Here is a 13,059-nt window from a genome sequence, read left to right on the forward strand (position 1 = left end):
GACGCAGCCTTATCTCACGTCGCCGTCAAGCGAAGCGCGGCGCCTTGAGCTGCTCGCGGGCGCGGCGGCGGTCCTGCGCGGGCTGATAGGCGACGCGCGCGTGATGGGCGCAATAGGGCCCGCCGCCGATCGGCGACTTGCCGCCGCAGAAACGAAATTCGGGCGTCGTCGGATCGCCCATGGGCCAGCGGCACATGGATTCGCGCAGCTCCATCAGCGTCACGCGTTCGGACATCGGAATGACGACTTCCTCTTCCGGCTGGGCGCGGGCGACGACGAGCGCCTGCGGCGCGAAAGCGAGCGCCACATTGCCATGGACCACATGTCCGCCGCCGCGCGGCGCGGGAGCCGCGGCGACGCCGACGGCCGCCGTGCGGGGAGCCTTTGCGGCGCGGGGGCGGGGGGCGCTCGCGGTCTTCGCGCGCTCCGCGAGACCGAGCCGGTGAATCTTGCCGATAACGGCGTTGCGCGTGATGCCGGGACCCAGTTCGGCGGCCACCTGACTCGCGCTGAGGCCGTCGCTCCAGAGTTTACGCAACAGCTCGACGCGTTCATCGGTCCAAGACATATTTGACCTCCAAGCGGCCGGTTCGAGCGTGGAATTCGACAGAATCCCTCATCGTCCGCTGCGCCGGAAGAACCAGCGGCGATACGACGCGCACCGAAACACGAGAAGCGCCATACGGGAGAAACGCGCCCGATCCGGCGAGAAAACTAACGCGTTCTTTTGAATCACGGGCGTGAGTCGCTGGCAAGCAAAAGGCGGGGTTCTCAACAGGGTTTGTGCGCGCTTTTGCCCGCGACTGTTGCCCGCGCGACTCACCGCATGGCGATTTTCGAGCAAAACTGAGGCGTTGGCGGGCGCTGCGCGCTCTTGCGCGCTTGTTAGCATTTGACCCAATGGGCCTGCTTGCTTAAAATCGGACACTCAAATTGCCGCCCTGCAAAGGGCGGCGCTTTGTTTTTTGGGCTCAGGCGGCGGCGCATCGGCCGCCCAGTGGTCTTGGAGCTTGCTTTTGACTTCTGCGCTCTACCCGACCTATGCGCGCGCCGACGTGATCTTCACGCGCGGCGAAGGCCCCTGGCTCTTCGCGGAGAATGGCGACCGCTATCTCGACTTCGCCTCGGGCGTTGCGGTTCTCTCGCTCGGCCACGACCATCCGCATCTCGTCGCGACGCTGAAGGCCGCGGCGGAAAAGCCTTGGCATATCTCCAACCTTTTCCAGATACCGCAGGCGGAAGCGCTTGCGCGCCGTCTGGTCGAGGCGACCTTCGCCGACGTCGTGTTCTTCTGTAATTCGGGCGCCGAGGCGGTCGAATGCGCCATCAAGACCGTCCGCAAATATCATGCGGCCAATGGCCAGCCTGAGCGCTACCGCCTCATCACCTTCGAAGGCGCCTTTCACGGCCGCACGCTGGCCACCATCGCCGCTGGCGGAAACCCGAAATATCTCGACGGCTTCGGCGCGCCGACGCCCGGCTTCGACCAGGTTCCCTTCGCCGATCTCGAAGCGGTGGAGGCTGCGATTACGGATGAAACCGCCGGCTTCCTGCTGGAGCCCGTTCAGGGCGAAGGCGGCCTGCGCGTCTTCCCCAGGGAATTTCTGCTCGAACTGCGCAAGCTCTGCGACGCGCGGGGCCTGCTCATGGCGCTGGATGAAGTTCAGTGCGGCGTGGGGCGCACGGGCAAGTTCCTCGCCTGCGAACATGCCGGCGTCGCGCCGGACGTCGTCGCGCTCGCAAAGGGCCTCGGCGGCGGCTTCCCCATCGGCGCCTGCCTCGCGACAAGCGAAGCGGCCAAGGGTATGACGCTCGGGACGCATGGCTCGACTTTCGGCGGCAATCCGCTCGCGACCGCCGTCGGCGGCGCCGTGCTCGACGTCGTCTTGTCCGAAGGTTTCCTGCCGCGCGTCGCCGCGCTGGGGAGCCTCTTGCGCCAGCGTCTCGCGGAACTCGAGGACCGCTATCCGAAAATCATCGAGACGGCGCGCGGCGAGGGCCTGATGTTCGGGGTCAAGACGCGCGTCCCCAATGGCGATTTCGCCGCCGCCGCGCGCGCGGAAGGTCTGCTGACCGTGCTCGCGGGCGACAATGTCGTGCGCCTGCTGCCGCCGCTGATCATCGACGAAGGCCATATTTCGGAGGCCGTTTCACGCCTCGACAAAGCCTGCGCGCGGCTCGCCGCGCCAGCCAAGCAGTTGGGAGCGGCGTGATGACCGCGCATTCGATGACGCGGCCGCGTCATTTCCTCGATCTGTCGGATTTCAACGGCGGGGAGCTGCGCCACATTCTCGATCTGGCCAAGTCGCTGAAGGCCAAACGCGTCAAGGGAGCGCCGCCGGCCGAGCGGCCGCTCGCCGGCAAATATCTCGCAATGGTCTTCGACAAGCCGTCGACCCGCACGCGCGTCTCCTTCGACATCGCCATGCGCGATCTCGGCGGCGAGACCATCATGCTCACCGGCGGCGAGATGCAGCTCGGCCGCGGCGAGACCATCGCCGATACGGCGCGCGTGCTGTCGCGCTTCGTCGACGCGGTGATGATCCGCATCCTCTCGCATGACGATCTGACGGAGCTCGCGCGCCACGCCACGGTCCCGGTCATCAACGGACTGACCAAGCTTTCGCATCCCTGCCAGATCATGGCCGATCTCCTGACCTTCGAAGAGCGTCTGGGACAGATCGACGGCCGCGCCGTCGCCTGGGTCGGGGACAGCAACAATGTGCTGGCGAGCTGGGTCCACGCCGCGGCGCGCCTCGGCTTCACGATCAATGTGGCGACGCCGGCGGAGCTCGCGCCGCCCCAGAGCCTGATCGACTGGGCCAGGGCGAATGGCGCGGCGATGAATCTCATGCGCGATCCTTACGCCGCCGTCGCGGGCGTCGACGCCGTCGTCACCGATTGCTGGGTCTCGATGGGCGACGAAGACGAGGACTTCCGCCGCGCCGTTCTCGCGCCATATCAGGTCGACGCCAAACTCATGCGCGCCGCCGCCAAGGACGCCGTCTTCATGCATTGCCTGCCCGCCCATCGCGGCGAGGAAGTCACCGACGACGTCATGGACGGGCCGCAATCGGTCGTCTTCGACGAGGCCGAGAACCGGCTCCACGCCCAGAAGGGCGTGCTCGCATGGTGCCTCGCGCCGGGGATCGCTTGATGGTCGAGGCGCGGAGCCGCCTCGTCTCGTCCGAGGCGAAGGACGATCGCGTCACGCCCTTCGCCGTGGAGGCGCTCGATCTGCGCGGGCGGCTCGTCCGGCTGGGACCGACGGTCGACGCGGTGCTGAAACATTACGACTACCCGCCGCGGGTCGCGCGCCTCCTCGGCGAGGCCATGGCGCTTGCGGCGCTCCTGGGCTCGATCCTGGAGTCGCATGGGCGCTTCCAACTGCAGACGCGCAGCGACGGCTCCGTCGACATGCTGGTCGTCGATTACGACGCGCCGGGCAAGCTTCGCGGCTTCGCCCGCTTCGACGCCGCCCGGCTCGCCGAAATTTCCGACCCCGAGCCCGCCGCTCTGCTCGGGCGCGGCCATCTCGCGCTCACCATCGAGCGCGAGGAGGACGCCGCCCGCTATCAGGGCGTCGTGCCCCTCGAAGGCGAGAGCCTCGCCGAAGCCGCACACGCTTATTTCCGCCAGTCGGAGCAAATCCCCTCCTTCGTGCGCCTCGCGGTGGGCGAGGTCGTCACGCCCGGCGGCCGCGCTTGGCGCGCCGGCGGCCTGCTTTTGCAACATCTCCCTGTCGCGGGCTCTCGCCTGCGCGATCTCGATCCGGGCGACGCGCCCGACGGCGGCGGCGCGCAAGAGGAAGACGACGCCTGGACCGAAGGGCAGGCGCTCGCCGCCACGATCGAGGATCACGAACTCGTCGATCCGTCGCTCTCGGGCGAGCGGCTGTTGTTCCGGCTTTTCCACGAGCGCGGCGTGAAAGTTTTCAACGAGCGCCCGGTCGAGGAATTCTGCCGGTGCTCGACGGAGCGCATCGAGCGGCTGTTGAAGAGCTTCACGCCGCAGGAGCGCGCCGACATGGTGGGAGACGACGGCCGCATCGGCGTCACCTGCGAATTCTGCGCGACGTTCCGGAGCTTCGATCCGGCGGCATTCGACTGACCGGGTAATCGCATTGTCGAGACGCCTGCGCGGCGGGCGTCTCGAAGCGCGTCGGCGGCTACGCCACGTTCGCCGTCTGCGTAAAGCTCTTGCAGGTGCACGACCCCAGGCTCCTGCAAGGCGAGAGCTGGAAATCGCCGTTGAAAATCCGCCCGCCGCGCGCGGCTTCCTTCACCGCGCAACTGCCGCAGGGGCATTGCTCGATCGAGGCGAGGGCCGTGGCGACGCCGGTGCGCACGACCGCCTGACCGCCTTCATTGGTCACGCGTATGAAGGCGCCGGGGCTTTCTCCGACGCGAAGCGCGAGAACTTCCACATAGCACCAGATGGCCGCGCCGTTCGGGACGTCGATCCGCTCGGCGATGAGCGGCGCGTCTCCACGGCGCGAATATTCGAAGGTGAATGAGGCCATCCACAAAAGCCTTTGGCGGAAATTTCAGCGTGCGCATTGTAGAAGCACATAACGTCGAAATTGTAATTTTGCGGCGCCGCATTGGTTGCTGGCCGTTCATCATTTCAGAAGGCGGCGTATCGCCGCTCTCGCCTTGCCAGAGCAGGCGATATGAAATAACTTATAAATCATCATATCGTATCAAGCTGCGGCGCGATCTTGCAAAATCGGGGCGCGTCCGAGTGAGTTTCCAGCGAAGGCCAATGGATCGCAAGCCTTTCACCGACGCTTTCCTGCGCAGCTTCGGCGCGGCGTGCGGCGTTCTCCCGCTTTTGACGCCGGCGCTCGCCGCCGAACCGAAAGCCTATCTTCAGAGCAATATTTCCACCGCCACGATCGTGGAGGCGCCCATCGGATATTCTGTCGAGGTGACCATTCTGGCTTCGGATTTCGAAGAAATGTTCTTCAAGACCGCGGCCGAGCGAAGGGGCGTCGATCTTTCCGGTCCGGGAATTCTCGAAGTCGAAATCGGCAGATATTTCGCCAAACGCATCGCGATGCGCGACCGCGAGGGAAATCCCTGCGCGAGCGAAGTGGAGCGGGCCGGCGAGGATGCCGCGAACGATGAGGGCGTGCGCGTATCGCTGACCTTTCGGTGCGCCAGCCGTGACACGCTCTATGACGCGAGTAAATTTCTCGCCTCGCAGGGCGCGCGCGCCTGGCAGGTCGTGACCATTATCAACGGCGGCGCGCATCGGCAGATCATGGTCAATGCGGAAAGTCCGCCGGCGCCGGTGAGCGCGCCGCAATAAGGCGGCGGCCGCCGCTCGTCACGCCATCGGGAAGAAGAGCCAATAGACGCCCGCGCAAGCGACGGCGGCGGAGCATATCTGCACCAGACGCGGATTGCGCTCGCCATTGAAAAAGCGCTTGTCGATCAGGACGAGCGACGGGACGACGATCAGCACGACGCCGATCTGGCCGACTTCGACGCCTATGTTGAAACTCGCCAGCGCCGGCACGATGGCGCGTTGCGGCACGCCCATTTCGATCAGACCGCTCGCGAAGCCGAAGCCGTGCACGAAGCCGAAAAAGAACGTATCGCGCCAGCGCCCCTCGACCTTGCGCGTGAAAAAATTCTCCAAAGCCACATAGACGATCGAAAGGGCGATGGCGATTTCGGTCCAGCGGCTGGGGATGTCGACGATTTGCAGCGCCGCCAGCGACAGCGTGATCGAATGCGAGATCGTGAAAGCAGTGACAATCTTGACGACCGGCCAGGCGCGCGTCGCCCACAATATGACGGCGATGAGAAAGCAGATATGGTCGTAGCCGGTGACGATATGCTCGACGCCGGCGGAAAAAAACTTCGGCGCAAGCTGCCAGGGCGTCAACAAGGGCTTCGATAGATCGATCGGCGCGTCGCCGGGGAAAATCATGACCTGGCCCGGCGCGGGTTCGCGGCCCGATTTCTGCGCCTCGGTCAATTGCGACTCGTCTCCCTTCTCCCCAATGCTGACGAGATGTTTCGCGCGACGCCCCTGCGCCTCGAGCAGCCGGAAGGGATTATAGAAAATCTGTCCGGAAACGCCGCTGCAATCTACGTGCAGAACGGCTTTCTGATCGTAGGGATTGGACGGGTCCTCGCCCACCGATCCGACCTTGCTCGGACAGACCTGCCCTTCTTCATTTTGCAGATCCACGCGCTGCTGGATGAATTTGCCGATCATGCCTTCGATCACGCCCGGCTCGGTCAGATCGACGTCGCCGAGCGTCGATTTGTTCTCGGCGAATATGCGCTCAATGTCCGCGCCGAGGAATCCGACCTCCACGCGGTAGCGGCCGCCGCCTTCCGGTACGATGCGACTGCTCGAAATGTCGGCGGTATGGGCGCGCGCCTCTCCTGCAGCGCCGCAAAACACAAAAGTCAGAATGATCGCGAAAAGCCTGAGACTACCCGCCATTGCGCCGGCTCCTTGACGCAGCGAGACGACGCGGCGTATGCAATAAATCTTCATAATGCATACTGTCGGCGTCAAAACAAGGCGGAGTCGCGGCGCGTCGTCAACCGCCCAACGGCCTCGCGCGGATCGCCGAGAAGAGTACAATGCGTCGCATGCAGGAATTCGCCGATGGTCCCGGTCGAGAGCAATAATGGAGACCCGCATCAGATGACGCCGACCGCAATGACTGAAGCGCGCCGCAGGGAGCGTCGTCGCTCCGCCGAAAAGGAATGCAAGGAAGCCGGCGGCTCGGTCATGCGCGCCGTTCGCCGCGCGGCGTGCGGCGCCATGATGATCATTGGCGCAACGGGCGAAGCGGCTTTCGCCCATGCGATCATCGTCCGCACGTCGCCGCCGCAAAGCGGCGTCGGCGCCGCCGACATAGGGAAAGTCGAAGTTTGGTACGACGCCGGCATTCGCGACGCCTTCGTCGCGCTGGCCGTCGTCAATGCGTCGGGCGAGCGCATCGACAAGCGCGACGCGGCGATCGACGCTTCCGATCCCGCGCATGTCGCTGTCGGCGTGAATGCGCTGACGCAAGGCAAATACACGGTCCGCTACCGCGCCCTGTCAGCCGATGGTCATATCGTCAGCGGCGCCTGGGAATTCGAAGTCAAGTAAGAGAGCGGCAAATCGCTCCTGCTAAAGGAAGGAAGCGCGAGATGATCCCGACGCGGCGTCTCAATCTCATATTGTTCGTCGGCATCGTTGCGCTTCTCGGCGTTAACGGGGTCGTGTTCTCTTATGGTCTTTGGGGACCGCGGTTCAATCAATATATGAGCGATTTCTGGAAGGCGCATGTGCTTCAACCCGCCGTCAAGGCGGGCGATCGAACGATCTCCGAATGCCTTGGCGTGAGCGATTTCTATTCGGCGCATCTCACGACATATTTTCTGGCCGATTCCGCCGACAGCGCGGGCGGCGCGACTGACGATATGAGCAAATATGACGAATATTGCGACCGCGTCCCGGGGACCGGAAAGGTTATTTTCGCCGTTACGCTGATGGAGAAGGAAGCCAGAAACGAGGCCGTTGCACTGTCGTTTCACGCCTATCAGTCCGGCGGAACGCTGAAGCCGCTCGCTTCGCTTCCGCCCAGGCCTCATGGCGCCGGCATGCTCACGCTCGACGCAACCGTTCCTCACAAGGGAAAATATCTTCTCAAGCTCGCTTTCGGCGAGGCGAAGAACAAGGAGGACATTATCGAAATGCCGATCTCCGTCGGGGAGTGAGACCGGATCGGCGACGCTGTCTTCAAGAAGCGCGACGGCGTGCTCGTCCTTTGCCGCGCCATCGCATGAAGCCGGTCATGTAGAGGAGAAGCGGCGTCAACCCGATCAGAAAGACGAGCGGGCGGCCGAATTCGCCAAAAGCCTCGCCGCTGTGCAAAGGGTGGAGCCACTCCAGAAACGTCTCGCCCGCCGTGAAGTTTTTGCGATTCTGCACGCCCAGCACGCGGCCGCTATATTGATCGACGCCGACATTTCGAAACGTGCTCGATCGGCTGGGTTCGTCCAGGGCCTGCTTTCCGACGACATAGACGCCGCTCGGGGCGCTCGGCAGGGAAACCCAGAGAATCCTGCCATCGGGGAAGATCTTGTCCGCGGCGGCGATGGCCGCGCCGACAGGAATCGGCGACTGACCGGGCGCGGGGGCCGATCTCCCAAAGTCAGCTTCGCCGCCCACGGGTGAGAATAAATTCACGGCGGCGCGCGTCGCCGGTTTGAAGATCATGGCGGCGCCGGTCGCCAGCATGACCAGCAAGACAGCCGCCATATAGACGCCAACGCTCCTATGCAGGTCGTAGACGACTCGCTCCGAGCTCGCGCCCCATTTCACCTTGAGACCGAGGCGCCAGTCGCCGCCGCGCGGCAGCCACAAATAGACGCCGATAAGGACGGACGCCAGTATGGCGATGGCGAGGCACCCAATGAGGTAAGCGTTGTTGACGCCGAGCAGCAGCGTCCAGTGGAACGCCATCAGAATCCGGATCAGCGGCTGCGAATAGATGTCGTCGCCATGAAGGCTCACGCGCTGTCCCTTGACCTTCGCAGTATAGGGATCGACGAACGTTTCGTAGAAGTAAGCGTCGAGGTCGTCCGTCTCCGCCATATAGCCGACCGTCGCCGCGGCGCCCTTGTGACGCGGCATGGTCAGCCTCTCCAATTTGGCGCCGGGCGGCATGGACGCCGCTGCCGCCGCCAGGATGTCGTCGGGAGATATGAAGACGGGCTGCGCGGGCGTCTCGACGCGCATGAGCGGCGCGTTCAACGATTCGTCGATGTCCTCGCGAAAGGCGAGAAGAGCGCCGCTCAGACCGATCAGAACGAAGATCGCGCCCGCGAAGAGACCGACAAATTGGTGGATGCGCAGGAAGACGCGGCGCACATGATCTCGCGACCGGGCGCCGGGCGCCGATTGTTTCGCCTCATTCTCGAATCTCGACTCCATCATGCGGGGGATCACTCTTTGTCGGTTCGGCTTCGAGGCGACTCCACGCGCGGATTATCTTTTTCTCTTTTCGATAACAGCCAAAATCACCCCGCCGACGATGACGCCGATCCAGGTCACGATGATCAAAAGCCAGGCCTGCTCGCTCCACATTTGCGGCTCCCGGTCGTAAAGGATCTTGCGGTAAGCAGTATCACATAAGCGATCACACTCCTACGCCCATCGCGCTGAGCCCTTGAGGAATTGAAGACGGCGCAAACGCCCCGCCCACAAACGTCATGTCCCCGGAGGCGCGTCGCCTGTGCGCTTCCTCACGGCTCCCGCGGTCGCGCGGCGTTAGTCTGATCGCATTCGACGGCGGGCATTGACCGTCAGCGCGCAGCCGCTCCGCCAATTCCGGGCCAGATCGAAACAGAGCGGCGCACGCCGCTTTCGAGGAGAAAATTGCTATGCGCCCAGGCATCTCATCGCTTGCCGCCGTCTATTTGTTCGCGGCCTTCGCCGCGCCGCCGGTCGCCGCGCAAACGAACGCCAACGCCGACATCTGCGCGGCGGGCGACGACGGGGCTTTCTCGGCCTCGCAGCGCATTGCGGCCTGTAATGCGCTGATCAAGGCCGCGAAGCGCGCGCCGAAAGAACTCGCCGACGCCCTCGTCAATCGCGGCGCGGCGAATTGGTACGTGGATAAAATGAAGCAGGCTTTCGCCGATCTCGATCGCGCCATCGCGCTCGATCCGAAAAACGCCAAGGCCTTTCGCGAACGCTCGAACGCCTATCGTTCCGTTGGCGATCTCGACCGGGCGCTGATCGACGCCAACGAGGCGGCGCGGCTCGATCCGAAGGACGCGAAGGCCCTCGACAATCGCGGCAACGTCTTCAACGAAAACGGGCAATATGACCGCGCGATCGAAGACTATAACGAAGCGCTGCGGCTCGATCCGACTTTCAGCATGGCGTTCAGGGATCGCGGCGCGGCCTATTATTTCAAGAAAGATTACGAACGCGCGATCAAGGACTGTGACGAGGCCATCAAACTCGATCCGCGAAGCGACCGCGCTTTTTCCAATCGCGGCGCCGCGTATAAGAAGCTTGGCCGCAACGCGCAGGCCATCGCCGACGAAAGCGAGGCGATCAAGCTCGATCCGACCGTGCCCGAATATTTCGACAATCGCGGGCTGTCCCACGCGGAAAATGGCGAGTTCGACCGCGCCATCATCGATTACGACGAAGCCATCCGCATCGATCCACAGGCGAAATTCCTGACCAATCGCGGCGACTCCTATCAGGCGAAAGGCGAACTCGACCGCGCCGTCGCCGATTATGACCGCGCGCTCAAACTCAACCCCGGATTTGACAAGGCCTACAACAATCGAGGCGCCGCGTTCCGCAAGAAGGGCGATCTCGATCGCGCGATCGCCGATTATGAGGAGGCGCTGCGGGTCAATCCGCGGCTGGATGCGGCCGCCGAAAATCTTGCGGCCGTCCGGCAGGAGCGCGACCGGCGCAACCTGATTTCCGAGAGGACGCGTCCGACTTTCGCTTGCGGAAGAGGGAACAGCGCCGTCGAAAAGGCCATCTGTTCCGACCCGGACCTCACCCGGCTCGACCGCCAGATCGACGACGCCTATAAGGCCGCGCTTTCGAGATTGGATCGCAGGGGCGTCGCGCGCTTGCAGAAGGAGCAGCGCAGCTTCATCGCCAAGCGCGACAAATCCTTCGGCGATCCCGATTACCAGCTCAAGCGGGAGCTCGAAGCGCGTCTTTCGGCGCTACGCGCGAAGACGGGCGGAAACTGATCGCTTCAACCGCCAAGGAATCAGCGCCCGGCTCCGACGCATGTTTCGACCCTGATCCGCGTTCCCTTGCCGGGCGCGCTCTCCATCTCCAGCGTCGCGCCCGCCAGCGCGGCGCGCTCGCGCATGCCGGCGACGCCAAAATGGCCCGGCGTCGGGGTCTGCGGGTCGAAGCCGGCGCCGTCGTCTTCGATCGTCATCTCCGCGCCGGCTTCACTTGACTTCATGGAGATCGAGACGCGCTTTGCGCCGGCATGCAGCTCGATATTGCGCAGAGCCTCGCGCAGCACGGCGGCGAAGAGCGTCTCCGTCTCCGGCGCGAGCGGCGTTTCTGCGTCGAAATCGAGCGTCAGGACGATGTCGGTCCGCCGCGCCTCGAATTCCTTGGCGACGCCGCGCAGATCGACATTCTCGCGCCGCGCCGCGCGGGTCTGGGCGATGGCTTCGCGCGCCTCCCGCAGGCCCTGCCGCGCCTCGACGTCGAGTTCGGCGAGCGCGGCTTTCGCTTCGGGGTCGCCCGTCTTCTTGGCGATGAGCCGGGCCTGCGCAATCATCGTCACGATGGAGCGCGCCAGCGTGTCGTGCAGGTCATGCGCGATGCGCAGCCGCTCATTGGCGATCGCCGCGGCGCGGGCTTCTTCCTGCGCCTTCTCCTGAGCGACGCGCAGCCGCCGTTCGGCGGTGACGTCGCGGCTCACCGCCTGAAACTCGCCGCCCGCCTCTGGGCCGAGAAAGCTCACCTCCCAGGCCAGCCAGACGACGCGGCCCTTTGCGTCGCGGGCGGTCTGTTCGAAAACGGCGCGCCCCTCGGCCGCGCGCGCCAGGCGCCAGGGCGCGCCGTCGGCGGGAAAGAGATCGCTCATGGCCGCGCCGACAAGCGCGTCCTGCGCGCGGCCAAGGAAACTCGCCGCCGCGCGGTTCGCGAAGACGAGCCGGAAATCCGGGCCGAAGCGCAGAACGAGATCATCGGAGGATTCGACGATGTCGCGATAGAGCGCGTCGGCGGCCCGCAGGCGCGCAGCGGCGGCGTCAGCCTGCTGCCGCAGGATCTGCTTCTCCCGCCGATCCGAAGCCATGAGCCGGTCGATCTGCTCGCCGGCATGGTCGGGCGCGGTGACGACGACATAGACGCGCGCATTCTCGCTCCAGGAGACCGACACCGTCACGCGCGGGCCCTCGTCGCCGACGCGCACCGAGGGCAGAACCATGGGCTCGCCGCTTTCGCGCAATTCCGCGAAATTCGCCTCCATATGGGTCAGCAAAGGCGCGTCGCAGGCGGGCGCGCCCGCGGGCGGCAGCCATTGGCTCAACGGACCGAGGCGGCTCGCGACGACGAGACGCGCGTCGATCACGCCGAGCCCGAACTGCCCCCTTTCGAGCGCCTCGCCGAAAATGCTTTGATCCGTCAGCCCCATGCCGAAAAGAATAGCGAAAACGGCCTGTGACAATCTATATGCATTTCGCCGCTCTCGAGAAACGCCAATGACCGAAGGCTTCGTCTTTACGCCATCCCCGCGCCCTTCCGTCGCCGTCGCGGGGGACGCCCGCCGCTTTCCGGTGCGCCGCATTTTCTGCGTGGCGCTCAATTACGCCGAGCACGCCCGCGAAATGGGGAAGGAGCCCGGCGCCGAGCCGCCCTTCTATTTCGCCAAGCCCGCCGACGCCGTCGTCAAGGACGGCGCGACCATCGCCTTTCCAAGCCTGACCCGGAATCTGCATCACGAGATCGAGCTGGTCGCCGCGCTCCATTCGGGCGGGCGGGACATTGCGCCGCAACAGGCCCTCGATTGCGTCTTCGGCTACGCCGCCGGGATCGACCTCACGCGGCGAGATCTTCAGACCGCCGCGCGCAATTCGGGCAAGCCATGGGATTTCTCGAAGGGCTTCGACAATTCCGCGCCGATCGGGGCGATCCGCCCGGCGGCCGCGATCGGCCATCCGGCCAGTGGGCGCATCGCGCTCTCGGTCAATGGCGGTCTGCGCCAGCAGGGCGATCTTTCCGACATGATCTGGAGCCTGCCGCAGATCATCGCCGACATTTCCCGCTATGTCGCGCTCGCGCCGGGCGACCTTATCTTCACCGGCACGCCCTCCGGCGTCGCCGCCATGCAGCCGGGCGACCATGCGGAGGGCGAGATCGAGGGGGTGGGGTCGGTCAGCGTCAGCTTCGCAGCCTGACCGACGCTCCTTCTACTTTTTCGGCGGGCTCCGAGCCTGAGTTGCGCGAACCGGGCAAAGGCGGCTATTTGGCTTCGCCGTTGAATATGCCGGGAGACGCGCGGCGCATGCCCTTTCTGACCGCCTTTGCGCC

Annotated in this window: 13 protein-coding genes; 8 read left to right on the forward strand and 5 right to left on the reverse strand. The window is 64.8% G+C overall.

The annotated features are described in order from the left end of the window. Nucleotides 1-25: 25 nt before the first annotated feature. On the reverse strand, nt 26-568 hold the full coding sequence (locus MMG94_RS14465; RefSeq protein ID WP_016921711.1) for a GcrA family cell cycle regulator: 543 nt from the start codon (nt 566-568) through the stop codon (nt 26-28). Nucleotides 569-1,016: 448 nt separating this feature from the next. Here MMG94_RS14465 and MMG94_RS14470 point away from each other — a divergent pair, with 448 nt between their 5' ends. From MMG94_RS14470 to MMG94_RS14480, 3 genes are read left to right on the forward strand one after another with little or no spacing between them, the layout of a single operon-like run. Continuing rightward, on the forward strand, nt 1,017-2,213 hold the full coding sequence (locus tag MMG94_RS14470; RefSeq protein WP_026016511.1) for an aspartate aminotransferase family protein: 1,197 nt from the start codon (nt 1,017-1,019) through the stop codon (nt 2,211-2,213). Further along, the gene (gene argF / locus MMG94_RS14475; protein ID WP_016921709.1) at nt 2,213-3,157 is read left to right on the forward strand and encodes an ornithine carbamoyltransferase; all 945 of its coding nucleotides are present in this window, start codon (nt 2,213-2,215) and stop codon (nt 3,155-3,157) included. The genes MMG94_RS14470 and argF overlap by 1 nt, the downstream gene beginning before the upstream one ends. Further along, nucleotides 3,130-4,110 (forward strand): Hsp33 family molecular chaperone, encoded by a 981-nt coding sequence (locus tag MMG94_RS14480; protein WP_154419707.1) that lies wholly within the window; start codon nt 3,130-3,132, stop codon nt 4,108-4,110. Before argF ends, MMG94_RS14480 begins: the two co-directional genes overlap by 28 nt. Before the next feature lie 58 nt (nt 4,111-4,168). Here MMG94_RS14480 and MMG94_RS14485 read toward each other — a convergent pair whose 3' ends face one another. Beyond that, nucleotides 4,169-4,522, reverse strand: coding sequence for a hypothetical protein (locus tag MMG94_RS14485; protein WP_016921707.1), 354 nt, complete (start codon nt 4,520-4,522; stop codon nt 4,169-4,171). 242 nt (nt 4,523-4,764) lie between these two features. On the opposite strand from MMG94_RS14485, the gene MMG94_RS14490 reads away from it, so the two are divergent. Then, nucleotides 4,765-5,313: a hypothetical protein gene (locus tag MMG94_RS14490; RefSeq protein WP_016921706.1), complete on the forward strand. Its 549-nt coding sequence runs from the start codon at nt 4,765-4,767 to the stop codon at nt 5,311-5,313. An 18-nt stretch (nt 5,314-5,331) separates the two neighbouring features. Here the strand turns inward: MMG94_RS14490 and MMG94_RS14495 are convergent, their stop codons facing one another. Then, the gene (locus MMG94_RS14495) at nt 5,332-6,465 is read right to left on the reverse strand and encodes a HupE/UreJ family protein (RefSeq protein WP_040579553.1); all 1,134 of its coding nucleotides are present in this window, start codon (nt 6,463-6,465) and stop codon (nt 5,332-5,334) included. A gap of 168 nt (nt 6,466-6,633) precedes the next feature. Between MMG94_RS14495 and MMG94_RS14500 the strand changes: the two genes are divergently transcribed. Together MMG94_RS14500 and MMG94_RS14505 are read left to right on the forward strand one after the other, a co-directional pair. After that, a complete protein-coding gene (locus MMG94_RS14500; RefSeq protein ID WP_016921704.1) occupies nt 6,634-7,125 on the forward strand; it encodes a copper resistance CopC family protein in 492 nt (163 codons plus the stop codon). 41 nt (nt 7,126-7,166) lie between these two features. After that, nucleotides 7,167-7,736, forward strand: coding sequence for a hypothetical protein (locus tag MMG94_RS14505; RefSeq protein WP_016921703.1), 570 nt, complete (start codon nt 7,167-7,169; stop codon nt 7,734-7,736). A 22-nt stretch (nt 7,737-7,758) separates the two neighbouring features. Here MMG94_RS14505 and MMG94_RS14510 read toward each other — a convergent pair whose 3' ends face one another. Further along, nucleotides 7,759-8,958, reverse strand: coding sequence for a PepSY-associated TM helix domain-containing protein (locus tag MMG94_RS14510; protein ID WP_016921702.1), 1,200 nt, complete (start codon nt 8,956-8,958; stop codon nt 7,759-7,761). A gap of 446 nt (nt 8,959-9,404) precedes the next feature. Between MMG94_RS14510 and MMG94_RS14515 the strand changes: the two genes are divergently transcribed. Continuing rightward, entirely contained in the window at nt 9,405-10,751 is a 1,347-nt protein-coding gene (locus tag MMG94_RS14515; protein WP_154419705.1) for a tetratricopeptide repeat protein, read from the forward strand. Nucleotides 10,752-10,771: 20 nt separating this feature from the next. Here the strand turns inward: MMG94_RS14515 and MMG94_RS14520 are convergent, their stop codons facing one another. Beyond that, nucleotides 10,772-12,196 carry a sensor histidine kinase gene (locus MMG94_RS14520; protein WP_162129690.1) on the reverse strand — a complete coding sequence of 475 codons (1,425 nt, stop codon included), beginning with the start codon at nt 12,194-12,196 and terminating at the stop codon, nt 10,772-10,774. 34 nt (nt 12,197-12,230) lie between these two features. Here MMG94_RS14520 and MMG94_RS14525 point away from each other — a divergent pair, with 34 nt between their 5' ends. Next, nucleotides 12,231-12,926: a fumarylacetoacetate hydrolase family protein gene (locus MMG94_RS14525; protein ID WP_016922166.1), complete on the forward strand. Its 696-nt coding sequence runs from the start codon at nt 12,231-12,233 to the stop codon at nt 12,924-12,926. Nucleotides 12,927-13,059 lie beyond the last annotated feature (133 nt).

The organism is Methylocystis parvus OBBP, from assembly GCF_027571405.1.
GTDB classification, from domain to species: domain Bacteria; phylum Pseudomonadota; class Alphaproteobacteria; order Rhizobiales; family Beijerinckiaceae; genus Methylocystis; species Methylocystis parva.

Excerpts from the sequence above, each read along its gene's own strand:
- MMG94_RS14490 (WP_016921706.1), top strand. The coding sequence starts at position 4,765 with ATGGATCGCAAGCCTTTCACCGACGCTTTCCTGCGCAGCTTCGGCGCG.
- MMG94_RS14500 (WP_016921704.1), top strand. The coding sequence starts at position 6,634 with ATGGTCCCGGTCGAGAGCAATAATGGAGACCCGCATCAGATGACGCCG.
- MMG94_RS14510 (WP_016921702.1), bottom strand. The coding sequence starts at position 8,958 with ATGATGGAGTCGAGATTCGAGAATGAGGCGAAACAATCGGCGCCCGGC.
- MMG94_RS14505 (WP_016921703.1), top strand. The coding sequence starts at position 7,167 with ATGATCCCGACGCGGCGTCTCAATCTCATATTGTTCGTCGGCATCGTT.
- MMG94_RS14485 (WP_016921707.1), bottom strand. The coding sequence starts at position 4,522 with ATGGCCTCATTCACCTTCGAATATTCGCGCCGTGGAGACGCGCCGCTC.
- MMG94_RS14480 (WP_154419707.1), top strand. The coding sequence starts at position 3,130 with ATGGTGCCTCGCGCCGGGGATCGCTTGATGGTCGAGGCGCGGAGCCGC.
- MMG94_RS14515 (WP_154419705.1), top strand. The coding sequence starts at position 9,405 with ATGCGCCCAGGCATCTCATCGCTTGCCGCCGTCTATTTGTTCGCGGCC.
- MMG94_RS14525 (WP_016922166.1), top strand. The coding sequence starts at position 12,231 with ATGACCGAAGGCTTCGTCTTTACGCCATCCCCGCGCCCTTCCGTCGCC.
- MMG94_RS14465 (WP_016921711.1), bottom strand. The coding sequence starts at position 568 with ATGTCTTGGACCGATGAACGCGTCGAGCTGTTGCGTAAACTCTGGAGC.
- MMG94_RS14495 (WP_040579553.1), bottom strand. The coding sequence starts at position 6,465 with ATGGCGGGTAGTCTCAGGCTTTTCGCGATCATTCTGACTTTTGTGTTT.
- argF (WP_016921709.1), top strand. The coding sequence starts at position 2,213 with ATGACCGCGCATTCGATGACGCGGCCGCGTCATTTCCTCGATCTGTCG.